We start from the raw sequence: 24,039 nt of genomic DNA on the forward strand, positions 1-24,039 counted from the left end.
ACCATAAACAAAGCAGCCGTGACCGTGATCAAAGCAGCGAGCCCCGCAACTGTCAGCGTATTTTTGAATGCCAACACAAGACCGGGCGCGAGCCATTGATCAGGCTCACCAAAGGCATGAACAAAGATCACCCCAACAGGCAACACAAAGCCAATCAAGAAGGGCACAGCACAGGCCGCCAATGCCAGCCATGCTTTGAAACCTGTCAGATGAATCGCTGAAATTGGTCGAGGGTGCCGTGCGCCACTATGATAGCGCGCCTTGCCGCGAGACGATTTTTCAAACGCAAGCAGCAACAAAACCACCAACAGGACAACTGATGCAATTTGCGCAGCACCGCCAGCATTCCCGCCTTCAAGCCAGGTTGAAAATATACCGGTTGTTAGGGTTTGCACGGCAAAATACGACACTGTGCCATAGTCCGAAACGGTTTCCATCATTGCGATGGCCGTGCCTGCTGCAATTGCAGGACGTGCCATGGGCAAACCGACCCGCCAAAACCGCGCAAAGGGCCCTGCCCCGAGCGCCCGAGACACCTCATAGATCGACCCTGAATGCTCACGAAAGGCTGCCCGTGCGAGCAAGAATACATAAGGTGTTAGTGCCGCTGACAAAACAATTATTGCCGAACCAAGGGAACGAATTTCGGGAAACGCGTAATCACGCGCTGAATGCCATCCAAACACGCTACGCAAAGTTGTTTGAACAGGGCCTGCATACTCCAGAAAATCCACCAGTGCATACGCGCCAACGTAGGCAGGAATCGCCAATGGCAACAGGAGCAACCATTCCAACTGACGCGACAAGGGGAACCTGTACATGGTTACGAGCCAAGCGGCCCCTGTTCCAACACAGGCTGACAGACCCGCCACACCAATCGTTAGAAGTGCAGTGGTCATCGCATAGCGCGGTAGGGTGGTGGCCAGCAAATGCGGCCAAATATTTTCTGTTGGATGCAATGCAATCCAAAGGACCGACAAGATGGGCATCAAAACCATCGCCACAATCAACATCGCACCAACCGACCAAATGCTTGGACGGTTCACGCGCTTTAAGGGCACTTTTTTGGCTTCTGACTGGCCTTCGGTCGCGCGCCGAGTTTCAGGATCAAGCTGTGGTTGAGTAATTTCGTTGGTCATTATCGAGACGCATACGCGAAACCGGTTTCCCTGTCCAGAAAAGCGCATATACTGAACGAGAAAATATCAACACGTCTTTGATCACGCAGCTAAGACCACACGAAAAAATATGGGCCTAAAACTTTTATGATTATTTCCGTTCATATCGGCTCACATCACACTCACAATGATACAGTTATTCGAAGTCTTGCAAAGAATTCCGTCAAACTCAAAGAACACGGCATCATTGTACCGCCACGCAATCGATACAAATTGGTTTTGCCCGAGCTTCTGAAACGCATGCAAGACAGCCGCGCGACGCCTGAGACCGAAGAAATGTTCATCGAAGAGCTGGCGGATTTTGAAGATTGCGATCGTCTTGTTCTGAGCTTTGACAACTTGCTGTGCTACCGCGCGGCCATTTTCCAACGCAATCAACTTTATTCAAAAGCCAGTAGCCGATTGAAGGCACTTCGAAATGTTTTTCCAGACAGTACGCTTGAATTTGTCCTTGGCGTGCGCAATCCAGCGACGCTTATCCCGACCGCTTGCGCAAAGCCGGACGAATATGGAAAATTTATCGGCAAGACCAATCTGGATGAGGTGCGGTGGTCTGATGTGATCAATTCCATTCGCGCGACACTGCCCGAGGTTCCGGTGACAGTGTTCGCTTACGAAGACACGCCGATCATTTGGGAACAAGTCTTGCGCGAGTTTTCGGGGTTGGATACCTCCATCCCAATGGATGGTGGTTTAGATGTTCTTTTACCAATCATAACACGCGACGGTATGCGACAGCTGCGGACATATTTGCACACACACCAACCCAACAGCCAAGCCCAGTATCATGAAATTGTGGCAACGTACTTGGAAAGATTCGTCAATATCGAGGCGATCGAACAAGAAATCAATCTACCTGGCTGGACAGACGATCTGGTGCAACGCCTGACAGAGCGCTATGAAGACGATCTTTTTGATATCGAGCGCATACCTGGCGTGAAATTTATTCAGCCGTAGCAAAGCAATTATACGCAAAACGGCCTATCACGGAACGCATCCGTCACAGGCCGCTTCTATTTTCTATAACGCGCGCGAAAACAACCCACGCACATTCATGGCGTTAGCTCATGCCAAGCGCTTCTTTGTACATTTCCAAAACCGCTTCTTCTTCCGCGATTTCGTCGGTTGATTTCTTGCGCAGCGCAATCACTTTGCGCAAAACTTTGGTGTCATAGCCGCGCCCCTTGGCTTCAGCCATCACTTCTTTTTGCTGATCCGCAATGTCTTTCTTTTCCATTTCTAAACGCTCAAAGCGTTCGACAAACTGGCGCAATTCGTCTGCGGTCACACGGTACGTGGCGTCAGGGCCCGATGGGGTGTTGTCTTCAATCATGATGAGCACCTTTTCTCAAAATCTGCGGCAATATCGCCAGTTCCTAATTTGATCTGATCCCTAGCGCCCCTGCTCGGGCATGGCAAGACATGGACGCGGCAAAGCCGACAGACAGCGGCGGGAAGTTGCGTGATGATGCATCTGTGCAAAAATTCCAAGTTGAGGACAGCGGAAAGACTGGTCTGACAGCTTAAAACTTGCACAAAAACCCCGAACGCGCTACGCGACCGCAACACAGATTAAAGGACATGCAATGGAAATGCTCATCATCGCTGGCGTGGTTTTAACTTTGGGCGGCGTTGCCCTCTTGGGGTATTGCATCCTTCAGGCTCTCAAAGCCAAAAAACTCGGCGGCACAGACGAAGAAATCAGCGCCCGCCTACAAAAAGTGGTCGCACTCAACATGGTGGCTTTGATGGTCTCCGCGATTGGCTTGGGCGCAGTCACAATTGGCATCATTTTGTCTTAAAATCAGACCAAAACTGACCGCCGTTTTAGACGGCCAACCCGCCGTCTTCTTCGACAAAGGCGCACACTTCATCAACGCCCCGTCCAGCACGCACAGAGGCCATCACATATGGCAGCGCCCCGCGTGCGGTTTGGGTGTCGCGCTCCAACTGCGCCACATCGACACCGACGTAAGGCGCCAAGTCGATTTTGTTGACCACAAGCATGTCTGAGCGCGTCAATCCGGGGCCCTTTTTGCGCGGAATATCTTGTCCAGCCGCCGTGTCGATCACATAGATCGTCAAATCCGCCAGCTCAGGTGAAAAAGTGGCCGCCAAGTTGTCGCCGCCGCTCTCGATCAAGATCACGTCCAAATCTGGTATTTTGTCGGTCAAATCTGCAATCGCTGCCAAATTGATCGACGCGTCCTCTCGAATAGCTGTGTGCGGGCACCCGCCAGTTTCGACGCCACGAATGCGCTCAAGCGGCAAAATTTGCTGCCGCATCAGGGCTTCCGCATCTTCTCGTGTGAAAATGTCGTTGGTGATTACCGCAACCGAATATCGCTTGGACAATTCTTTTGCCAAAGCCCCCGTCAGCGTGGTTTTTCCCGCTCCAACTGGCCCGCCGATGCCCACACGCAAAGGTCCATTTTTTGACGTCATCGTTTTGTTCTCCGTCGTAAAAACCGGTTTAAAATCGTGTCGCCGTTGTCAGCTTTTGAACAACCGCACGTCCAAATCTTCGTGGCGCGCAGCGTTTAAATCTGCAGCAAATCCACTGGTATTCAAGCTCTCGATCGTCGCGCCAATCGCGGCACTTGATTGCGCTTTGATTGTCGCGTGCAATTGCGCCAAAACACGTTGTCCTGCGCTTTGACCCAGCGGGACAAACCGCACAGCCGCGCTCACAAGGTTCGCCGCAAAGCTGTGCAAATACAACGAGATAACCGTCTCATTCGGCAAGTTCAGCGTGCGCGCCGCCTGCCCCACTGCCACAGGTAAAGCACAAGGCGCGATCTCAGCCCCTCCCATTTGCGACACGGTACGGACAAAGGCAGATCCTTGCTCAAAGGTTTCCATCCACCGCTCCCGCGTCCCCGCAAGGCTTTCGGCCAGATCAGAAACAGTGCCGATATCCTCGCCCGCAAGTACCATCGCCAAAAGTGCGGCATCAACCTTTCCACCCCCAAATTTAAGCGTGTCCGACACCCAAACCTCAAGACTGTCGGCATCTGTGACAGCCTTCTCAGCAATCGCCAATTCCAGCGCATGCGAATAGGCAAAGGCGCCCAAAGGAAACGCAGGCGACATCCACTGTGTCAGGGTCAATAAATCCATAGTATTGGTCATTGGGTCTGCCGGCGCGCTGTTGGGGATGTCAGTCATCGTGGCTGTGCTCATGTGTGTGGCTATGCTTATGGTCGTGATCGTGACTATGATCATGGCTGTGATCCCCATGGTCATGCCCCATCGTACGGCCATGTCCATAAGCACCACCTTCTGGTGTAAACGCCGCAACGATATCACGCACCTCGGCCCCCAATTGCAACAGCATCGCTTTGATCACCGGATCACGCTGGATCACCAGCTGATCTTGCGCCAAGGCGCATGGCGTGTGCCGGTTGCCGATGTGCCACGCATAGCGCAACATATCAGACCCTGTGATGGCAAAAAGTTCCTCTTCAGCGGCGTCAATTGCAACAACCCGCCCGTCTTCCAACAAGAACCCCTGCCCCGCACTTACCGAGATCGTTTTGGGCAGATCAACATAAAAAGCTTCGCCCGTCGCCATCGTCAATTTTTTACGGCGCAGCAATCTTTGGTCATAGGTTAACGCAACATGACCCTGTGCGTGCGCAGCTGAGACAACTTCGTAGGATTTTTGCAAACTCATATCGCACTCCATCGTTGAAATTCGGAAAATGTTAACCGACTCGCGGTCAAATGGGCGCCAAGGAGAGTCGGTTCATGACAAAAAAGCTGCCGCCACCCAAACACCTGTCGCCGCTTGATACGCACCAAATCGCCAAAACGGCGGACCAAATTCCGACGCCTTCCGCGATGCGTGCAACGGATTTTATCGCGCTCTTTCCTATGGGGGACTTGATCGAAGAGGATATCGAAATCGCCATAAGCCAAGCCGATAGCCCCTTGCCTGTCGCGACCGACGATGCGGCGCTGCAAGCGGCCGAAGCGTTGCAAGCCAAAGTTGACGCGCTTGTGGAGGCCACCAAGGGTCCTGACGTCGTTGACACCACCGACTTTTTTACACGCCGACGCATCAAAGGACGCAATTAAAGCCGTCTTGATGTGCACTCGCTTTAGGGCTGCGGAATTGCATGCCTCAACACTCAATCCAGAAGGATACAGATCATGTTTATGCCAAACTCTCCCGTCGATGAACTTGCGGGTATTCGCGCCAAAATCTCTGAGCTGCGCGCCCGCGAGACCGCGCTTGTCGCGCAGTTTGTTCAGCTTCAGAACACCGGCCCGTTTGTGGGATTTGCAGGTGATGTTGTGGTCGATGAAACCACCCACGAAGTTTTTGACATCTCCAAATTGCCTGCAGCCATCTTGAACGACGCGCGGTTTTATTCGATGCGCAAAGTGACCACGGTTACCATTGAACCGCATGAAGACATCAATCGGCATTCGACCTTTGCAGGGTTTGCTGGCAAGTCCGCGCAGGCTGTGGAAATTCACTAGCAGACGTTTCCAAGCCGCATCGCAATGGTTGCCATGCGGTGCAAATCCCGCGCGGCGAAGAGCGTTGGGTTTTTTGCCATCATTGGGAAATTCCAAGTAGGTCATCAAAATACGAGTCGAGCTTTCGGCGCCACGGTCCGGTAGGCTGCCCCAACATAATCGGCCAATAAGGCCGCCTCCATGGCCTTAAACGTAACGCTGGTCCAACCGTCGATCTGGTCTGCCGACACGCCCTTCGGGCAAAGCGAAACCAACGCGGCATGTTGCGGTGCCTCGAGCTTCAACAAACCCTGCCCTTTTTGTGTCAACGCAGCAAAGGCTTGACCATCATAGTCAAACGTCAAAACGCCTTTGTCTGACGTCATTTGAGCACCTTTTTGCGATTGCGCCAGTGCTGTGAAAAGTTGGTCTGGTACCCCCATCAGAACATGAAGTACCGCTGCGCCATGGGCAATTCCTTAGCGGGCTCACAGGTCAATAGCTCCCCATCGGCACGCACTTCATAGGTCTCTGGGTTGACCTCGATCTGTGGTTTTGCAGCGTTCATCACCATATCGGACTTGCCAATATTGCGGGTATTTTTGACCGCCAATGTCGATTTCGCCAAACCGTATTTCGCGGCCACGCCTGCGGCTTGCGCGGCTTCTGAGACGAAAAGAACCGCCGAGTTTTCAACAGCACGCCCCATCGCACCAAACATTTGGCGCGTGTACACAGGTTGCGGCGTTGGAATGGACGCATTTGGATCCCCCATTTGTGCAACAGCAATCGACCCACCGAGCAGAACCATATCCGGTTTCACACCAAAGAACGCAGGGGACCACATCACCAAATCGGCACGTTTACCAACAGCGATGGAGCCGATTTCAGCACTTATCCCATGGGCAATCGCAGGGTTGATGGTGTATTTCGAAACGTAACGCTTTACCCGCACGTTGTCGTTTTCGCCTGTTTCCTCTGGCAAACGTCCACGTTGCTTCTTCATCTTATCAGCGGTTTGCCAAGTACGGATCAGCACTTCGCCGACACGCCCCATCGCCTGACTGTCTGACGCGATGATCGAGAATGCACCCATGTCGTGCAGAATGTCTTCAGCAGCAATGGTTTCTTTGCGAATACGGCTTTCGGCAAAAGCGACATCTTCAGGAATAGATTTGTCGAGGTGGTGACAAACCATCAGCATGTCGAGGTGTTCTTCCAGCGTGTTCACCGTGTAGGGCCGCGTCGGGTTGGTCGAGCTTGGGATCACATGCTCTTCGCCCACCACTTTGATGATGTCCGGCGCGTGTCCGCCGCCTGCCCCTTCGGTGTGGAAGGCGTGGATTGTACGGCCTTTCATGGCTGCAACCGTGTTTTCCACAAAACCCGATTCATTCAATGTGTCGGTGTGGATCATCACTTGGACGTCCATATCATCGGCCACTGTCAGGCAGGTATCAATCGCGCTAGGCGTTGTGCCCCAGTCTTCGTGCAGTTTCATCGCACAGGCCCCAGCTTCAACCATTTCGACCAAAGCCTGCGGTTGTGACGCGTTGCCTTTGCCGGCAAGACCAATGTTCATCGGCACAGCGTCCAGCGCTTGCATCATGCGTTCGATGTGCCACGGACCCGGCGTACAAGTGGTCGCCAAGGTGCCATGCGCAGGCCCCGTGCCGCCACCAAGCATTGTGGTGAGGCCAGAGTGAAGTGCATCATCGATCTGTTGCGGACAAATAAAGTGGATGTGGCTGTCAAAACCGCCCGCGGTGATGATCCGGCCTTCGCCCGCCAAAACTTCGGTGCCAGGGCCTACGATAATATCAACATTTGGCTGCGTGTCAGGGTTGCCCGCTTTGCCAATACCCGCAATGCGCCCGCCTTTCAGGCCGATATCGGCCTTATAAATGCCAGTTGAATCGACGATAAGCGCATTGGTGACCACCGTATCAACGGCGCCTTGGGCGCGTGACAATTGCGATTGTCCCATGCCATCGCGGATGACTTTGCCGCCACCAAATTTGACCTCTTCGCCATACGGCCCTGTGAGATCGCGTTCGACTTCAATGATCAAATCCGTATCAGCCAAGCGCAGTTTGTCGCCCGTTGTGGGACCAAACATATCGGCATAAGTGGCGCGAGAAATTTTTGCAGGCATGGGGGAGGTCCTCTTTAGTGGTCTTCGTGTGCGGCACGCATGTGTGATGTGCAGCGTTCGGTGAGTGTGGCCATGCAGGCATACGCAATCAGGGATCGACTTGATCTGCCTTGATGAAGCATGCCCGTGAGGTCAATCATAACGCGCCCGAAACTTTGGAGTTAAATCCGTAAACTTCGCGCTTGCCAGACAGTGGCACCAATTTGACTTCGCGGGTCTGGCCCGGTTCAAACCGCACGGCTGTACCGGCTGCGATGTCCAAACGTTGGCCCCGCGCCGCATCGCGGTCAAAAGACAAGGCTTCGTTGGTTTCAAAGAAATGGTAGTGCGAGCCGACCTGCACGGGGCGGTCGCCGGTGTTGGACACTTCCAAAGTGGTGACAGGCGCATCTGCGTTCAGCTCGATCTCGCCATCTTCAATGAAGTATTCTCCAGGGATCATGAATTGTCCTTTCAAACTCAGCGAATGGGGTGATGCACGGTGACCAATTTGGTCCCGTCAGGAAATGTGGCTTCGACTTGCACGTCGTGGATCATCTCGGAAATGCCTTCCATGCAAATGTCTTTGGTCACGACATGGGCGGCAGTTTCCATCAATTCAGACACCATTTTGCCGTCGCGCGCACCTTCGACAACAAAGTCAGTGATCAGGGCAATCGCTTCGGGGTGGTTGAGTTTCACCCCCCGTTCCAATCGCCCACGTGCCACCATGGCAGCCACTGAAATGAGCAGTTTATCTTTTTCCCGAGGCGTTAGATTCATGGTCAGTCCTTATACTTGCCATACGCGCGGCAACTCAGTACCGCGGATTTTCGTCAAAACTTGCGCCACATAGCGACGCAGCGGATAGCCATCTTTGGCCATCGCACGAATGATGAGTTTGCCGTTCCAGCCCGACACGCCGGCGATAACGCCCTCTTGTCTCAGTGGTTTTAGAATGTCGGCCAAGGTTTCAGCGCCCTGATCGAACAGGCCGATTGTGGCGAACGCGCGCATGCCACCAAGCGTGACAGCACTCTCGCGTTTGGCCAGAATGTCCGCGTTCAGTTCAAGCGGTTCCAGAAATTCGCGCCGTCCCGCACGAAAGATGTCACGACGATCCGTCAGATGCAGTGTCTCAATCGTTTCACCCATAGCTGCGCGGCCAAGCACCAGAGATTCGACAAACAAGAACCGCGCATCCCCCGCCAGTTTGGCGTTGGTGCTGCGCGCAAGGCGTGATTTTTCGAACAAAATTGTTTCTTGCGGCAGCCATTCCAGCGACGTGCCCTGCCCTGCGATCAAATTCACCCGCACCTGCGCGGGATCAGATGTCGCGGTCGACGCATAGGCGCGTTCTGCGGTTTGCGAAGTACCAATCAAAGTGGTGTGGTCTTGCGCCTCAAGCGTATAATCCAGCCGATCGCCACCTGTCAGTCCGCCGGAGGTGTTCAAAAACACGACCTCTGGCACGCCGGTGTGAATTTTCGGCATCATCGCTTTGGCAGATCCAGATTGATGCAGATCTTTCAGACCATTCGGGCCAAACACCACGTGACCGCGCCCACGCACACGCTGCATGTTTTGAGGGGGAGTTACGAGGGTGGCGTCTAGCATTTGGGGCTCCGTTCGCCATCAAACTAACGACTTAAACAGGACAGTCACAATGCTTGGGCCAAGGGTTTACGATGGCAGCGCTGCATTTTTTGCCCGTTCGCTCAAAAAATAGGCACCCAATATGTGACCGGACCACTGGCACTTTTGCCCAAGACGCGCTATGCGAACAGCATGACCGATACACTCACACTCCGCCGCCCCGACGATTGGCATTTGCACCTGCGCGACGGCGCAATGATGCAAGCCGTCTTGCCTGAAACTGCGCGTCATTTTGCCCGTGCGATCATCATGCCGAACCTTATTCCGCCTGTGATCAAAGGTGCAGATGCCGCCGCATATCGCGACCGCATTCTGGCGGCCCTGCCCGATGGGTCAGATTTTGAGCCGTTGATGACGCTCTATCTTACCGAAGATACGGACGCAGACGATGTGGCAGCGGCCCATGCAAGTGGCTTGGTAAAATCGGTGAAATTGTATCCTGCGGGTGCGACAACCAATTCCAATTCTGGCGTGCGCAATTTCGACAATGTGCGCCCCGTGTTGGAAAAAATGGCTGAGATCGGCCTGCCGCTATGTCTGCACGGCGAAGTGACCAGCGCGGATGTCGATATTTTCGACCGCGAGGCTGTATTTATTGATACGGTTTTGGACCCAATCCGCCGCGCCAATCCCAATTTGAAAGTCGTGATGGAACACATCACCACCAAAGACGGTGTGGATTATGCACGTTCTGCGGATGAGGGTCTGGGCGCGACAATCACGACGCACCACCTTGTCATCAACCGCAACCACATTTTGGTCGGCGGCATCAAACCGCATTACTACTGCCTGCCAGTTGCCAAACGCGAAGAACATCGTTTGGCGCTTGTTGAGGCGGCGACCTCTGGCGACAAACGCTTTTTCTTGGGCACAGATTCTGCACCGCATCTGGATCACCTCAAAGAAAACGCCTGCGGCTGTGCGGGCTGTTTCACCGCCACGAATACTCTGTCGATTTTGGCGGAAGTATTTGAAGCGGAAGGCAAGCTTGAAAACCTTGAAGCCTTTACATCGCTCAACGGGCCAAATCACTACGGCTTGCCCGTCAATGAGGGCACGATCACGCTGCGCAAAGGTGCTGCAGTTGACTACCCAAAGAACATCGCCACACCAGATGGCCCCGTCACCGTCTTCGATCCGCTGATGCCGTTGCATTGGTCTGTCGAAGCCTAAGATTTAAGATACCAAGGACACTGCCATGATCCCTTCTTCTTTTCCTGACTCAACAGAAATCGCGCGCCTCACGGCGCGGATGTTGCTTGAGATCAAAGCTGTAGATTTCAACTCGAAAGAGCCGTTCACACTGGCCTCTGGCCTGCCAAGCCCGACTTATGTGGATTGTCGCAAGTTAATTTCCTACCCGCGTATTCGCTCAACCTTGATGGACTGGTTGTCCGTGACTGTGATGCGCGATGCAGGGTTCGAAGCCTTTGACAACATCGCAGGTGGCGAAACTGCGGGCATCCCATTTGCGGCGATGGTTGCAGAACGTCTTGCTTTGCCAATGACTTACGTGCGCAAAAAGCCCAAAGGCTATGGCCGCAACGCCCGCATCGAAGGCAAAATGACCGAAGGCGAACGCGTGTTGTTGGTGGAAGACCTGACAACAGACGGCGGATCTAAATTGTCCTTTGTTGACGCGATCCGCGACACAGGCGCGACCTGTGGCCACACGGCTGTGATTTTCTACTACGGCATCTTCCCTGAAACTGAAAAGACATTGGGCGAACACGGCGTGCAGTTGCATTCTTTGTGCACTTGGTGGGACGTTTTGGCCGAAGCCAAACTGCAAAAAGCCTTTGATGAGGCAACCTTGGCAGAAGTTGAGAAATTCCTCAACGCGCCACGCGAATGGCAAGAAGCCAACAAAAAGAGCTAAACTCTGCGCGCATGGCGGATCGCCCTATGCAGATCGCTAGAACATATATGAACGTCGCCTAATTTGGCGGCGTTCAACTTTTTTCTGAGCCTTTCATCAATATCTAGGTAGCTACGCCATTTGCGCCGCTACATTTTGTATTCTATAAGTTATCCACAAAACATACAGTTTGATCCAATGGCATGCGGTTCGCTACAAGATGCGAACCACGCCAATTCGGGCCAGCGACAGGAACCTCACCGGATGAATGACGATACCGCCACACTCAATGACCCGCAGACTTCCGATGATCCAGGTTACACTGACGTGCCGGATATAGGCGAAGCCGTGCCTTCTGTTCCAGAAACAGGAAAGGCTGTGGCGGGCCAAATGGGGACGGTGATTTCGTCTTACGACGGGACCTTGCCGCACAACACCGAGGCTGAACAACAGTTGCTCGGCGCGCTTTTGACCAACAACGATGTTTACGACAAGATCGCCTCGATCATCGTGCCGGACCACTTTTACGACCCCGTGCACCGCGACATTTATGAAAAAGCGGCGGAACGCATCGGGAAAAACATGCTGGCCTCCCCTGTGACGCTTAAGGCGTACATGGAAGACCACAATGGTCTGCAAGAATTGGGCGGCCCAGCGTATCTGGCGCGTTTGGCGGCGTCTGCGATTTCAACCTATGCCGTGCGAGATTACGCGCAGCTGATCTACGACCTGTTTATCCGCCGTCAGCTGATCGAATTGGGCAATGAGATTGCTGGTGCAGCAGCAAGTGGTTTGGAAATTCGCGAACCCACCGAGCAAATCGTCGCCGCCGAGCAAAAGCTGTATTCCTTGTCTGAACAAGGCAAGTCGGAAACGGGATTCAAATCGTTCCTGTCTGCGGTCACCCAAGCGGTGCTCAACGCCAATGCTGCCTATGAGCGCGGGGGCGGCATGGCGGGGATTTCATCAGGTTTGCTTGATCTCGACAAAAAGATGGGCGGTTTGCACAAGTCGGATTTGATCATCTTGGCGGGTCGTCCGTCGATGGGTAAAACCTCGCTCGCGACCAACATCGCGTACAACGTCGCAAAGGCTTACAAAAAGGGCGTTTTGCCTGACGGCAAAGAAGGCGCCGTATCTGGTGGCGTCGTCGGGTTCTATTCGCTTGAGATGAGCGCCGAACAATTGGCGGCGCGTATTTTGGCGGAAGCAGCCGAGATTTCGTCGCATAAAATTCGCCAGGGTGACATGGAAGAAGACGAGTTTCGCCGTCTCATTGAGGCCGCGAAAACGTTGGAAACCTGCCCTCTGTATATTGATGACACGCCTGCGTTGCCGATTGCGCAGCTGGCAGCGCGTGCACGACGCCTCAAGCGCACCCATGGTCTTGATGTTTTGATCGTCGACTATTTGCAGCTGGTGCGTGGCACGCCAAGCACCCAAGGCAACCGTGTGCAAGAGATCGGCGAAATTTCGATGGGTCTGAAAGCCATCGCCAAGGAATTGGACATCCCTGTCATTGCGCTGTCGCAGCTGTCGCGGACGGTGGAAAGCCGTGACGACAAACGCCCACAGCTTTCGGATTTGCGGGAATCTGGTTCGATCGAGCAAGATGCCGATGTGGTGATGTTTGTGTACCGCGGCGAATACTACAAAGAGCGTGAGAAACCTGACGACCACAACCACGAAGCCATCGCTGCATGGCAAGAGGAAATGGAACGTTTGCACGCCAAAGCCGAAGTGATTTTGGGCAAACAGCGTCACGGTCCGATTGGCACGGTTACGCTGTCGTTTACGGCCGAATTCACCCGTTTTGGCAACTTGGCCTACGAACATCACCTGCCCGACGCAGAAGAGTACTAGGTAAATCTTGTTTTAAGGAGCACTGGCTGCGGTGGTTTCGGGCTTGCGCCTGACTTCATCGTTCGTCAAAACACGTCTATGGGCACTTCTACACTACATATCGATCTCGGCGCTTTAGCGAACAACTGGCGCGCATTGGATGCAAAATCAGCTGACTCTGTTGAAACAGCCGCTGTTGTCAAAGCCGATGGCTATGGCATCGGTGCGGGCAAAGCTGGCCGCGCCTTGATGAAAGCTGGCGTGAAGACGTTTTTCGTCGCCGCAGCTGAAGAAGGCGTGATCCTGCGTGAAGCCGTCGGGCCGAGCCCGCGCATCTGTGTGTTTGGCGGCCATATGTCCGGCGATGCCGATATGATTTCTGACATGCAGTTGACGCCTATGCTCAACTCGTTGGATCAGATTACCCGCCATTTTGAAGCATTGCCGGGGCATCCTTTTGGTGTGCAGCTTGATACGGGCATGAACCGGCTGGGCATGGAAGCCAATGAATGGGATGCGGTGCGCGACTTGGTGATGCAGAAAAAGCCGATGCTGATCATGTCGCATCTTGCTTGCGCTGATGAACCAGATCACCCGATGAACGCTCAACAATTGGGCGAATTTCACCGCATGACCGATGGTCTTGACGCGCCACGCGCCTTGTCGGCCACGGGCGGCATTTTGCTTGGGTCGGAGTTTCATTTTGACCTGACACGTCCGGGTATTGGGCTCTACGGCGGTTTGCCCTTTGAAGAGGCCGAGCCTGTGGTGCGGGTGGAATGTCCGATCATTCAAATTCGCGATGTCGCGGTTGGCGAAACCGTGGGCTATGGCAATTCGTGGACCGCAGAGGTGCCGTCCCGCGTGGCCACTGTAGCGGCCGGTTATGCCGATGGCATCACACGGCACATTTCCAATCAATCGGTTTTGTTTGATGCGGACACGCCCTGCCCACTTTTGGGGCGCGTATCGATGGACTTGATCACGGTGGATGTCACCCATTTGGATCACACGCCCCGCTCCCTTGATATTTTGAACGCACACCAAACCGTGGATGATTTGGCGGATATTGGCGGCACCATCGGCTATGAGGTTTTGACCTCGCTGGGCCGCCGCTATAACCGGAGATACGTCGGATGAGTGCAGGCATCATAACGCACCCATTGGCGGCACTTGGACGTGCTGTTTTGGGCGCTTTGGCCGGACTGGGCCGTTTGACGATGTTTGCGCTGGCCACCTTGCGTCATATGGTGACCCCGCCGTTCTATCTGCGTGAATTTGTGCAAGCATTGCTGAACGTGGGATATTTGTCTTTGCCAGTGGTGGGGCTTACCGCATTCTTCACCGGTGGCGCTTTGGCGTTGCAAATCTACTCTGGCGGTGCGCGGTTCTCTGCAGAAGCGGTTGTACCGCAGATCGTGGCCATCGGTATGGTGCGCGAACTTGGCCCCGTTTTGGTTGGTCTTATGATCGCAGCCCGCGTGACAGCATCTGTCGCCGCCGAGATTGCCACCATGAAAGTCACCGAACAGATCGACGCCTTGGTCACCCTGTCCACACATCCCATGAAATATCTAACAGTGCCGCGCGTTTTGGCCGGCCTGCTGACGGTGCCGCTTTTGGTGGGCATCGGCGACATCATCGGGATCTACGGCGGCTGGCTGGTGTCGACGCAATCGCTTGGGTTCAACTCTGCAACCTATTTGAAAAACACCGTCGACTTTCTAGAGCCGATTGACGTCATTTCGTCACTGGCCAAAGGGGCCGTGTTTGGCTTTATCGCCACGTTGATGGGTTGCTATTACGGCATGAATTCTGGACGCGGCGCGCAAGGCGTGGGCAGTGCGACGAAATCTTCGGTTGTGGCCGCAGCCATCCTTATTCTCGCGGCCAACTTCCTTCTGACACAGGCGTTTTTCTCAGCATGATAGAGCTTTCAAACGTCCATAAATCCTTTGGGTCGAAGCACATCCTGCGCGGCGTCAACCTCAACGTTGCGCGCGGTGAAAGCCTTGTGATCATTGGCGGGTCGGGCACGGGGAAATCCGTGATGCTCAAATGTATTTTGGGGCTCATTACGCCTGATCAAGGCGTGATCAAAGTCGATGGTGAAGATGTGGCGCACACGGGTGACCGCGATGCGTTTTTGTCCAAATTCGGCATGCTGTTCCAAGGCGCCGCTTTGTTCGACTCGATCCCTGTATGGCAAAACGTGGCCTTTCGCTTGCTGCGCGGAGCACTCAAGCGCCCGCACAATGAAGCACGTGAAATCGCCATTGAGAAACTGCGCCGCGTGGGCTTGTCACCTGATGTCGCAGATCTATTTCCTGCAGAACTTTCGGGCGGCATGCAAAAACGCGTAGGCTTGGCGCGCGCGATTGCGGCCGACCCCGAGATCATTTTCTTTGATGAGCCGACCACGGGTCTTGATCCGATTATGGCAGGCGTCATCAACGACTTGATCCGCGAAATCGTTGTGGAAATGGGGGCGACAGCGATGACGATCACCCATGACATGACCTCGGTACGCGCCATTTCAGACACGATTGCTATGTTGCACGGTGGCAAAATTCGCTGGACGGGGCCTGTTGCAGAGATGGATTCCGGCCAAGACCCCTACTTGCAGCAGTTCATCACAGGCTCCCCAAACGGGCCGATCGAGACGCTCAGATAAGCCTAAGAATGTGCGAATGTCACGGCCCGCTTCAAATATGGCCAAGCGAGCCAAACTTGACAGGGGGACACATAACGACCACCTGTGACTTATGACTTTTGCGCGGCTTTTGAATTTATCTTTGTTGATTTTGTTTCCAGTGTCTTGGATGGCGCCCTTGCTTCGCGCGGGGCTTTTGCCGTTGTTCGGATTGCGTGAAATTTCGGTGATCTCCGGCATTCAAAGCCTTTGGGGCACCGACGTTTTGCTGGCGCTCGTCGTTGTTGTGTTTGCATTGATTGCGCCGATCGCCAAGGTTTTGACCTTGGAAGCGCTGTTGACGGACCGTCTGCCTGCGCGCTTCAAACCTTATCTGTTTCATTTGGGTCGTTTGGCGATGGCCGATGTGTTTTTGATCGCCATTTACGTCACCGTGGCCAAGGGCTTGGGCGTGGGACGTGTTGAAGTGGCATGGGGGCTTTACCTGTTCACAAGCTGCGTATTGGCGTCCTTGGGTTTGAGTATTTTTGCCAAGAAAAAGCGCGGCGATGTGAAAGTCGCTTGATCGGGCGATAGAGTTAACGCTACAACAGGGAAAAGAGAACATATCGCGAACACATCGCGCATTTGACCCGAGCGGAGCATCCCATGGCCAAAGCCCAAACCAAATTCACCTGCAGCGCCTGTGCTGCGACATACACCAAATGGTCTGGGCGGTGTGATGGCTGCGGCGATTGGAATACGATTGTCGAAGAAAAGCCTTTGTCCGCCTCTGGCCCTGCGAAAAAAACCTTGGGCGGGATGCGCGGCAAAAAAGTGCCGCTGAGCGACCTGTCCACCAAAGAGGCCCCGCCCCCACGCACGACTTGCGGCATGGCAGAGTTGGACCGTGTTTTGGGCGGCGGGCTTGTGGCTGGATCTGCGATCTTGGTGGGGGGCGATCCCGGCATTGGGAAGTCCACATTGATGCTGCAAGCCACGGCGCGCTTTGCCCAAGCAGGTCTTAAGGCGGTGTATGTATCGGGCGAGGAATCGTCGGCCCAAGTGCGTATGCGCGCGCAACGATTGGGATTGGGGGATGCGCCCGTGAAGCTGGCCGCAGAAACCAACTTGCGAGATATTTTGACCACACTGGAAGCCGAAGAACCCGATTTAGTGGTGATTGATTCCATTCAAACCATGTGGGCCGACAATGTGGAAAGCGCACCGGGGTCAGTGTCTCAGGTACGCGCAGCGGCGCATGAAATCGTCACCTTTGCCAAATCGCGCAATGTCGCTGTGATCATCGTGGGGCACGTGACCAAAGACGGGCAGCTCGCAGGACCGCGCGTGGTGGAACACATGGTGGATACTGTTCTGTATTTTGAAGGCGAACGTGGGCATCATTTCCGCCTGCTGCGCGCGGTGAAAAACCGATTTGGTCCCGCGCAAGAAATCGGCGTGTTTGAAATGACGGGTGACGGGCTGTGCGAGGTCACAAACCCTTCGGCCCTGTTTTTGTCAGAGCGCGACAAACCCACGGCAGGGTCCGTGGTTTTTGCAGGGATTGAAGGCACGCGTCCTGTCTTGGTCGAGTTCCAAGCGCTGGTCGCCCCGTCCCCCAATGCCCAAGCGCGGCGCACTGTTGTGGGCTGGGATGGCGGGCGCTTGTCGATGATTTTGGCGGTGCTCGAATCTCGCTGTGGCATCCCGTTTGCGGGGCTTGATGTTTATCTCAACGTGGCGGGCGGGATGAAAGTGTCGGAACCTGCGGCGGACTTGGCCGTGGCAGCAGCGCTTTTGTCCGCACGAGAAGACACGGCTATTCCGAAAGATTGTGTGGTTTTCGGGGAACTGTCGCTATCTGGCGGACTACGTCCCGTCAATCAGACCGAAAACAGGTTGAAAGAAGCGCAAAAACTTGGTTTTTCATCTGCAATCGCTCCGTCACGGTCTAAAGCTGGTGATGGAACAGGCATGCAGATTCGTTATATGGACGATCTTGTTGGCTTTGTTGGCGACGTTTTCGGTGCGGGCTAACCAGCACGTGTGAGAGAAACGGGTGGTGTACACACCCGATATATAGAAAGGCAAAGCTTCATGGATGGCTTTACCATTGTCGACGCAATCGTAGCGCTCGTGATCATTGTATCCGCGCTTTTGGCTTATTCGCGTGGCTTCGTACGCGAAGGCATGGCCATCGCAGGCTGGATCGCAGCTGCTATTCTTGGCTATCTTTTCGCAACACAGGCCTCCCCTTTGGTCAAAGAGATCCCCGTTCTTGGCGGCTATATTTCGGACAGCTGTGAACTGAGCATCATCGGCGGATTTTTCGGGGTGTTTGCTGTCGCCCTCATCTTGGCCTCACTGTTTACGCCGCTGTTGTCGTCGGCCATCCAACGATCCGCACTTGGCGGTATAGATCAGGGGTTAGGCTTTTTGTTCGGCGTTGTGCGTGGCATCATTTTGGTCGCAATCGCATTGGTCATCGTTGATCGCGTATCGACAGGGGATCGCATCGCGGTGCTCGAAGACTCGCGCACTGTGAAAGTGTTTGATCGCTCACAGACGCGTATCGATGAGAGCATTCCTCAAGATGCACCAGGCTGGATCACACAGCGCTACGAAGGTCTTGTTGGCAGCTGCACTGAGTAATCTGCGGCATTTGCCCTTTTGATTTGGATGAAAGGCGGTGCTTGCTTGAATAGCAGAGCCGCCTTTCCCATATCTAAAGCACACCAGTTTCAAATTGAGAGAGCCCCCATGAAGCCCACAGCCACATTTTGGAACTTGATTGCCAAGAAATATATCGCGAGCGATGTGGCTGACCAAGCCATCTATGAGCGCAAATTGGCGCAGACACAGGCGCTATTGAAACCGGACTGGCATGTTCTTGAAATTGGCTGCGGGTCTGGCAACACGGCCTTGACGCATGCCCCTTTTGTGGCCCAGATCACCGGCATTGATTTTGCGCAAAAAATGATCGACCACGCGCGCGCACAAACGGCGGAACGTGGGATCGACAATGCTGTCTTTGAAACCAAGAGCATGGACGAGATCAGCGTCGAACATCCATATGATGCCGTTTTGATGCTGTCAGTGTTGCATTTGTTGCCACAGTGGAAACAAGCCATTCGCACGGTTTATGATCTTACAGCTGAGGGCGGTGCCTTTGTGTCGTCGACGGCTTGCCTCAAAGATATGGCGCCGTTCATAGCAAAATGTGCACCGCTGTTTTCCGCATTGCCTGTATTGCCGTCGATTGCAGGGTTTTCCCAATCCGAGTTGTTGCAAGAATTGCGTGCAGCCGGATTTGAAATCGAGGACTATTGGCAGGTAAATCCCAAGGATGCGACCTTTGTTGTGGCCCGCAAACCTTTATCAAAAGCTCAATTGGCACGAGTTTGACCAAATGGTCGGAAATCTTTTGTGATCCTTTCGTGACATGCGGCGCTTAACCGACTAAACGATAGGCGAAATGCACGCCCTTGGATTCGGAGCCTGATGCCATGCGCCAGATGCCCCCTGCAAACCCGTTTGACGACGATAAATTAAAAGAGGAGTGCGGCGTCTTTGGCGTTGTCGGAGTTGCCGATGCGGCCAACTTTATCGCACTCGGATTACACGCGCTTCAGCACCGCGGACAAGAAGCAGGCGGTATCGTGACACACGACGCTGATGCCGGTTTCCAGTCAGCACGCCGCTTTGGCTATGTGCGCGATAATTTCACCAGCCAAAAGGTCATGGAAACACTGCCCGGTCCGATCGGTATCGGCCATGTGCGCTATTCCACTGCTGGCTCGAAAGGCTCCACCGCGATCCGCGATGTGCAGCCCTTCTTTGGTGAGTTCTCAATGGGCGGTGCCGCCATTGCCCACAACGGCAACATCACCAACGCCGATGCGCTGAAACGTGAGTTGATCGACCGTGGGTCTATTTTTCAATCGTCCTCAGATTCCGAATGCATCATCCATTTGATGGCGCGCTCTTTGCAGCGCAACATTCCTGAACGCATGAAAGACGCGCTGCGCCGTGTCGAAGGTGCGTTTTCTGTCGTGGCAATGACCCGTACCAAATTGATCGGTGTGCGCGACCCACGCGGTGTGCGCCCATTGGTTTTGGGTAAAGTTGGCGATGCAGGCTATGCGCTGTCCTCTGAGACCTGTGCTTTGGATATCATCGGTGCAGACTTTGTACGCGAAATCGAACCGGGTGAAATGGTTGTGATTTCGGAAGGCAAAATCGAAAGCTACAAGCCGTTTGAGCAACAAAAATCGCGCTTCTGCATTTTTGAGCACGTCTATTTCTCGCGCCCAGACAGCATTTTGGAAGGCCGTTCCGTCTATGAGACACGCCGCCAAATTGGTGTAGAACTTGCGCGTGAGGCCCCTGTTGAGGCCGATCTGGTCTGTCCAGTGCCTGACTCTGGCACCCCTGCTGCGATTGGCTTCGCGCATGAAAGTGGCATCCCTTACGGCATGGGCATCATCCGCAACCAATACATGGGCCGCACGTTTATCGAGCCGTCCGAACAGATCCGCAACATGGGTGTGCGTCTCAAGCTCAACGTGAACCGTGCGTTGATCAAAGACAAACGTATCATTCTGGTCGACGACTCTGTTGTGCGCGGCACGACATCGCAAAAGATCAAAGACATGTTGCTGGATGCAGGCGCTGCCGAAGTGCACTTCCGCATCGCGTCGCCGCCCACAATGTGGCCGTGCTTCTACGGCGTCGACACGCCGGATCGCGACAAGCTTTTGGCCGCAAACATGACGGTCGATGAAATGTGCGCGCACCTCCAAGTGGACAGCTTGCAGTTCATCTCGCTCGATGGTCTTTACCGCGCCGCAGGCGTAGCAGAGGGCCGCGATGCCAAAGCACCGCGTTACTGTGACGCTTGTTTCTCTGGCGAATACCCTGTGAAACCCACAGACATGATCGCCAAAGGCTTTGAGCTAAAAACAGCGGCGGAGTAATCGCACCAAGCCCGTGTCAGAACACACCGCCGCACCATTGATTTGGCGCGGCGGTTCTTTTATGCCCAAGACAGACATCTGCAAATCATGAAAGCACCGCTATGACCTCTATCCTTGATCTCGATCCTCGTTGGCGTGCTTTGCAAGATATGGGCGGCGTGATGGATATCGGGTTTGATCACCCAAGTGCTTGGTCACACGCAGAACGCGGGGCTGAGCCGTTTGTGAAGGTTGGCGACGATCAATTGGCGTCAGAGCTGTGCCGCCATGGCGCGGATCGTTTCATCTGCGCCACGCTGAGCGTGCCGATCCGTGGCACTCAGGAACACGTTGTCTTTGCGCTTTGGGTGAAAGTACCTGACGCGGGCTTCTACGCTTACATCGAGACCTTTGATGGCGGCGCATTGCCTGACGCTTTTGATGGCAAACTGTCTTCTGATCTTGGGCCTGTGGCTGCTTTGGGCACACCTGTGGCGCTCTCATTCACCGATGCGGCGGCGCGCCCGACGGCTGCGTTGACTGACGGTGCGACAGATATCTCATTTGATCACCTTCTGGATCTTTACGAGGCTACAGGAACGCTCAGTCGCGACGATTTGTCAGCCTCCTAAGCACCTGCCCTCTTGACCCCGCGCCCATTTGAAAGCACATCAGAGCCATGACAGATCAACCTAAAATCGCCCTCATCACAGGCGCGTCGCGCGGCCTTGGTTTCCACCTCGCTGAAGCGCTTGCACCCGACTATCACATCGTCGCCGTGGCCAAAACCACAGGTGCGCTGGAAGAGCTTGATGATCGCATCAAAGCCAAAGGCGGCGACGCGACGCTGGCCCCAATGGATATCACCAACCCAGACGCCATGGCGCATCTGTGTCGCGGCATTTATGACCGCTGGGGCTATTTGGATTTCTGGGCGCATACAGCGATTTACGCGCAGCTTTTGTCACCTGCTGATCATTTGGATCCCAAAGATCTGGACCGCACCATCGGCACCAATATCACCGCCACGGGCAAGTTGATTCCTATGGTTGGCCCTTTGCTAAACATGGGACCACGCCGTGCAGATGTCATGTTCTTTGACGATCCGCATGCTGGTGAGAAATTCTATGGCGGGTACGGCGCCTCGAAAGCCGCGCAAATTGCGATGGCGCAAAGCTGGCAGGTAGAAACCCAAAACTCAGACAAAGCGCCGCGCGTGCATATCGTGCAGCCAAACCCGATGCCCACAGGCACGCGGGCACGTTTCCACCCCGGTGAAGGCAAAGAGGCGCTGACACATCCCCGCGATGAGGCTCCGCGTCTGCTCAAAGAGCTCGGCCTCATCTAAAGCCTAGCCTTCAAGCGCAGCAAGAAGATCGATGCGGTAACCATCCGCGTCGGCCACAGTTGCATAGCGTTGCCCCCAAAAGGCATCCCATGGCTCGACCAATACTGTGAACCCAGCCGCTTTGATATTTGCAGTGTAGGCATCGACCTCGGCAGGGCTATCACAGAGCATGGCGAAAATCGAATGGTTCGGCGCGCGCGGCGCCTCGCCTGTCAATTTTTCCATCAAAGCCGCACTATCGATCATCAAACGCGGTTCGCCTGCGCGGCGCACAGGTTCAACATGATCGTCGCTTTCAAAGCCACCTTCAAAAGCAAACCCCAGCAATGTGTAAAACGCCTTGGCGCGCGTCATGTCTGTGGTGCTAACAGCAACGGCATCTAAAATTGGTTTTGGCACAATTGTCTCCATTTTAAGCACAACACTGCCCGCAAGTGACCAAAGGCTGCAACCCTTGCTTGCCGTGATTCGCGTGCTGCTTTATGGAAGAAACAACAGACGGGCAAAAGGCAGCGGATTTATGCGCATTCTCATCACCAATGACGACGGCATCAACGCGCCGGGACTTGTGACCTTGGAAGCCATCGCGCGCGACATCGCGGGCCCTGACGGAGAGGTCTGGATCGTGGCGCCTGCGTTTGAGCAATCCGGTGTCGGTCACTGCATTTCTTATGCCCATCCCACGATGATTTCAGAGCTTGCCCCACGCCGCTGGGCCGCCGAAGGCTCGCCCGCTGATTGCGTTTTGGCAGCACTGTATGACGTGATGCCAGAGCGTCCTGATTTGGTGTTGTCCGGCGTGAACCGTGGCAACAACGCTGGCGAAAATTGCATGTATTCCGGCACGATTGGCGGCGCGATGGAAGCGGCCCTGCAAGGCGTCAAAGCCATTGCCATGAGCCAGTTCTTTGGCGCAGGCAACAAGAATTTGGACGATCCCTTTGAGAGTGCGGCCACACATGGTGCAGATGTTGTCCGCAAGCTTTTGGACAAGGCCCCTTGGGGCGGCGCAGAGTACAATCTTTTCTACAACGTCAACTTCCCGCCCATTTCGGCGCAAGACACAGGCGAGATCAAAGTAACCCGCCAAGGCCGCCGCGAAGGCGCTGGTTTTGGCGTTGAAGCCCAAATTTCCCCATCAGGACGGCGGTTTCTGTGGGTTACTGGATCGGCGCAAAACGTCGAAACGGGTGCCGGCACGGATGTTTCAGCCAACTTGGCGGGGTCGATTTCCATCACCCCTATGCGTGCGGATCTCACCGCCCATGATGCACTCACAAATGTCGAGGCCGCGCTTTCATGACCGCAGCGGAAACCAAAATGCAGTTCCTCTACACGCTGCGATCCAAAGGCGTGACAGACAATCGCACGTTGCTTGCGATGGAAAAAATTGATCGCGGTGCCTTTGTACGTGGGCTGTTTGCCGAACGCGCCTATGAAGACATGCCGTTGCCCATTTCCTGTGGCCAGACAATTTCCCAGCCTTCCGTGGTGGGGCTGATGACCCAAGCGCTGAACGTGCAACCGCGCGACAAAGTGTTGGAGGTCGGCACTGGTTCAGGCTACCAAGCCGCCATCCTCAGCCAATTGGCCCGACGCGTCTATACCATCGACCGGTTTTCGCGTTTGGTGCGCGAGGCCCAAGAGGTTTTCAACACGCTGGGCATCGCCAATATCACGTCGTTTTCAGCGGACGGCAGCCATGGTTTGCCCGAACAAGCCCCCTTTGATCGCATAATCGTGACTGCGGCGGCAGAGGACCCTCCTGGCCCCCTCTTGGCGCAGCTGCGTGTTGGCGGTATCATGGTGGTACCTGTCGGCCAGTCTGATACGGTGCAAAGCTTGATCAAAGTCACCCGTTTGGAAAAAGGGTTCGACTATGAAGAGCTGCGCGCAGTGCGTTTTGTCCCTTTGCTTGAGGGAATAGGTCAAGAGTAATCGCCCATTTGGGCCAATTTTGGGGGGA

At 54.5% G+C, this 24,039-nt stretch carries 30 protein-coding genes; 19 read left to right on the forward strand and 11 right to left on the reverse strand.

The window, feature by feature from the left end:
• Positions 1-1,013, reverse strand: a 1,013-nt coding sequence (locus ABF287_RS01750; RefSeq protein WP_347183360.1) for an ABC transporter permease subunit, incomplete at its 3' end; no start/stop codon positions are given.
• A gap of 252 nt (positions 1,014-1,265) precedes the next feature.
• Between ABF287_RS01750 and ABF287_RS01755 the strand changes: the two genes are divergently transcribed.
• On the forward strand, positions 1,266-2,135 hold the full coding sequence (locus ABF287_RS01755) for a hypothetical protein (protein ID WP_347183306.1): 870 nt from the start codon (positions 1,266-1,268) through the stop codon (positions 2,133-2,135).
• Positions 2,136-2,238: 103 nt separating this feature from the next.
• On the opposite strand, the gene ABF287_RS01760 is transcribed toward ABF287_RS01755, so the two are convergent.
• Positions 2,239-2,511, reverse strand: a complete 273-nt coding sequence (locus ABF287_RS01760; RefSeq protein WP_347183307.1) for a DUF2312 domain-containing protein — start codon at positions 2,509-2,511, stop codon at positions 2,239-2,241.
• Between the two features lie 253 nt (positions 2,512-2,764).
• Between ABF287_RS01760 and ABF287_RS01765 the strand changes: the two genes are divergently transcribed.
• Positions 2,765-2,980, forward strand: a complete 216-nt coding sequence (locus ABF287_RS01765; RefSeq protein ID WP_347183308.1) for a hypothetical protein — start codon at positions 2,765-2,767, stop codon at positions 2,978-2,980.
• Positions 2,981-3,005: 25 nt separating this feature from the next.
• Here the strand turns inward: ABF287_RS01765 and ureG are convergent, their stop codons facing one another.
• From ureG to ABF287_RS01780, 3 genes are read right to left on the reverse strand one after another with little or no spacing between them, the layout of a single operon-like run.
• The gene (gene ureG, locus ABF287_RS01770; RefSeq protein WP_347183309.1) at positions 3,006-3,623 is read right to left on the reverse strand and encodes an urease accessory protein UreG; all 618 of its coding nucleotides are present in this window, start codon (positions 3,621-3,623) and stop codon (positions 3,006-3,008) included.
• A gap of 48 nt (positions 3,624-3,671) precedes the next feature.
• Positions 3,672-4,310, reverse strand: a complete 639-nt coding sequence (locus tag ABF287_RS01775; protein WP_347183361.1) for an urease accessory UreF family protein — start codon at positions 4,308-4,310, stop codon at positions 3,672-3,674.
• A 28-nt stretch (positions 4,311-4,338) separates the two neighbouring features.
• Complete coding sequence (locus ABF287_RS01780) at positions 4,339-4,854, reverse strand: urease accessory protein UreE (protein WP_347183310.1); 516 nt, start codon at positions 4,852-4,854, stop codon at positions 4,339-4,341.
• A 74-nt stretch (positions 4,855-4,928) separates the two neighbouring features.
• On the opposite strand from ABF287_RS01780, the gene ABF287_RS01785 reads away from it, so the two are divergent.
• Together ABF287_RS01785 and ABF287_RS01790 are read left to right on the forward strand one after the other, a co-directional pair.
• Positions 4,929-5,258, forward strand: a complete 330-nt coding sequence (locus tag ABF287_RS01785) for a hypothetical protein (RefSeq protein ID WP_347183311.1) — start codon at positions 4,929-4,931, stop codon at positions 5,256-5,258.
• 75 nt (positions 5,259-5,333) lie between these two features.
• The gene (locus ABF287_RS01790; RefSeq protein ID WP_347183312.1) at positions 5,334-5,666 is read left to right on the forward strand and encodes a hypothetical protein; all 333 of its coding nucleotides are present in this window, start codon (positions 5,334-5,336) and stop codon (positions 5,664-5,666) included.
• Positions 5,667-5,770: 104 nt separating this feature from the next.
• On the opposite strand, the gene ABF287_RS01795 is transcribed toward ABF287_RS01790, so the two are convergent.
• The 5 genes from ABF287_RS01795 to ABF287_RS01815 all read right to left on the reverse strand — a co-directional run bounded on the left by ABF287_RS01795 (position 5,771) and on the right by ABF287_RS01815 (position 9,396).
• Complete coding sequence (locus tag ABF287_RS01795) at positions 5,771-6,031, reverse strand: hypothetical protein (RefSeq protein ID WP_347183313.1); 261 nt, start codon at positions 6,029-6,031, stop codon at positions 5,771-5,773.
• Between the two features lie 56 nt (positions 6,032-6,087).
• On the reverse strand, positions 6,088-7,800 hold the full coding sequence (gene ureC, locus ABF287_RS01800; RefSeq protein WP_347183314.1) for an urease subunit alpha: 1,713 nt from the start codon (positions 7,798-7,800) through the stop codon (positions 6,088-6,090).
• A 136-nt stretch (positions 7,801-7,936) separates the two neighbouring features.
• Positions 7,937-8,242, reverse strand: a complete 306-nt coding sequence (locus ABF287_RS01805; protein WP_347183315.1) for an urease subunit beta — start codon at positions 8,240-8,242, stop codon at positions 7,937-7,939.
• Positions 8,243-8,259: 17 nt separating this feature from the next.
• Positions 8,260-8,562: an urease subunit gamma gene (locus tag ABF287_RS01810; RefSeq protein WP_347183316.1), complete on the reverse strand. Its 303-nt coding sequence runs from the start codon at positions 8,560-8,562 to the stop codon at positions 8,260-8,262.
• Positions 8,563-8,571: 9 nt separating this feature from the next.
• Positions 8,572-9,396 (reverse strand): urease accessory protein UreD, encoded by an 825-nt coding sequence (locus tag ABF287_RS01815; RefSeq protein ID WP_347183317.1) that lies wholly within the window; start codon positions 9,394-9,396, stop codon positions 8,572-8,574.
• A 171-nt stretch (positions 9,397-9,567) separates the two neighbouring features.
• On the opposite strand from ABF287_RS01815, the gene pyrC reads away from it, so the two are divergent.
• The 13 genes from pyrC (at position 9,568) to ABF287_RS01880 (ending at position 22,073) form a co-directional block, all read left to right on the forward strand.
• The gene (gene pyrC, locus ABF287_RS01820; RefSeq protein WP_347183318.1) at positions 9,568-10,608 is read left to right on the forward strand and encodes a dihydroorotase; all 1,041 of its coding nucleotides are present in this window, start codon (positions 9,568-9,570) and stop codon (positions 10,606-10,608) included.
• A gap of 25 nt (positions 10,609-10,633) precedes the next feature.
• Positions 10,634-11,314 (forward strand): orotate phosphoribosyltransferase, encoded by a 681-nt coding sequence (locus ABF287_RS01825; protein WP_347183319.1) that lies wholly within the window; start codon positions 10,634-10,636, stop codon positions 11,312-11,314.
• A 369-nt stretch (positions 11,315-11,683) separates the two neighbouring features.
• Positions 11,684-13,156 (forward strand): replicative DNA helicase, encoded by a 1,473-nt coding sequence (locus ABF287_RS01830; protein WP_347183362.1) that lies wholly within the window; start codon positions 11,684-11,686, stop codon positions 13,154-13,156.
• A gap of 78 nt (positions 13,157-13,234) precedes the next feature.
• On the forward strand, positions 13,235-14,275 hold the full coding sequence (alr, locus tag ABF287_RS01835; protein WP_347183320.1) for an alanine racemase: 1,041 nt from the start codon (positions 13,235-13,237) through the stop codon (positions 14,273-14,275).
• A complete protein-coding gene (locus ABF287_RS01840) occupies positions 14,272-15,063 on the forward strand; it encodes an ABC transporter permease (protein ID WP_347183321.1) in 792 nt (263 codons plus the stop codon). Before alr ends, ABF287_RS01840 begins: the two co-directional genes overlap by 4 nt.
• Positions 15,060-15,809, forward strand: a complete 750-nt coding sequence (locus ABF287_RS01845) for an ABC transporter ATP-binding protein (protein ID WP_347183322.1) — start codon at positions 15,060-15,062, stop codon at positions 15,807-15,809. The genes ABF287_RS01840 and ABF287_RS01845 overlap by 4 nt, the downstream gene beginning before the upstream one ends.
• 91 nt (positions 15,810-15,900) lie before the next feature.
• On the forward strand, positions 15,901-16,353 hold the full coding sequence (locus ABF287_RS01850) for a paraquat-inducible protein A (RefSeq protein ID WP_347183323.1): 453 nt from the start codon (positions 15,901-15,903) through the stop codon (positions 16,351-16,353).
• An 83-nt stretch (positions 16,354-16,436) separates the two neighbouring features.
• Positions 16,437-17,807, forward strand: a complete 1,371-nt coding sequence (radA, locus tag ABF287_RS01855) for a DNA repair protein RadA (protein ID WP_347183324.1) — start codon at positions 16,437-16,439, stop codon at positions 17,805-17,807.
• A 60-nt stretch (positions 17,808-17,867) separates the two neighbouring features.
• A complete protein-coding gene (locus ABF287_RS01860; RefSeq protein ID WP_347183325.1) occupies positions 17,868-18,422 on the forward strand; it encodes a CvpA family protein in 555 nt (184 codons plus the stop codon).
• A gap of 108 nt (positions 18,423-18,530) precedes the next feature.
• Positions 18,531-19,175 carry a class I SAM-dependent methyltransferase gene (locus ABF287_RS01865; protein ID WP_347183326.1) on the forward strand — a complete coding sequence of 215 codons (645 nt, stop codon included), beginning with the start codon at positions 18,531-18,533 and terminating at the stop codon, positions 19,173-19,175.
• A gap of 101 nt (positions 19,176-19,276) precedes the next feature.
• Positions 19,277-20,746 (forward strand): amidophosphoribosyltransferase, encoded by a 1,470-nt coding sequence (gene purF, locus ABF287_RS01870; RefSeq protein WP_347183327.1) that lies wholly within the window; start codon positions 19,277-19,279, stop codon positions 20,744-20,746.
• Between the two features lie 101 nt (positions 20,747-20,847).
• On the forward strand, positions 20,848-21,357 hold the full coding sequence (locus ABF287_RS01875; protein ID WP_347183328.1) for a DUF2199 domain-containing protein: 510 nt from the start codon (positions 20,848-20,850) through the stop codon (positions 21,355-21,357).
• Between the two features lie 47 nt (positions 21,358-21,404).
• Complete coding sequence (locus ABF287_RS01880; protein ID WP_347183329.1) at positions 21,405-22,073, forward strand: SDR family oxidoreductase; 669 nt, start codon at positions 21,405-21,407, stop codon at positions 22,071-22,073.
• 3 nt (positions 22,074-22,076) lie between these two features.
• Here the strand turns inward: ABF287_RS01880 and ABF287_RS01885 are convergent, their stop codons facing one another.
• The gene (locus ABF287_RS01885) at positions 22,077-22,472 is read right to left on the reverse strand and encodes a VOC family protein (RefSeq protein WP_347183330.1); all 396 of its coding nucleotides are present in this window, start codon (positions 22,470-22,472) and stop codon (positions 22,077-22,079) included.
• 121 nt (positions 22,473-22,593) lie between these two features.
• Between ABF287_RS01885 and surE the strand changes: the two genes are divergently transcribed.
• Together surE and ABF287_RS01895 are read left to right on the forward strand one after the other, a co-directional pair.
• The gene (surE, locus tag ABF287_RS01890; protein ID WP_347183331.1) at positions 22,594-23,376 is read left to right on the forward strand and encodes a 5'/3'-nucleotidase SurE; all 783 of its coding nucleotides are present in this window, start codon (positions 22,594-22,596) and stop codon (positions 23,374-23,376) included.
• Positions 23,373-24,011 (forward strand): protein-L-isoaspartate(D-aspartate) O-methyltransferase, encoded by a 639-nt coding sequence (locus ABF287_RS01895; protein ID WP_347183332.1) that lies wholly within the window; start codon positions 23,373-23,375, stop codon positions 24,009-24,011. Before surE ends, ABF287_RS01895 begins: the two co-directional genes overlap by 4 nt.
• Positions 24,012-24,039: the final 28 nt, after the last annotated feature.

The organism is Pacificibacter sp. (assembly GCF_039769035.1).
GTDB lineage: Bacteria > Pseudomonadota > Alphaproteobacteria > Rhodobacterales > Rhodobacteraceae > Celeribacter.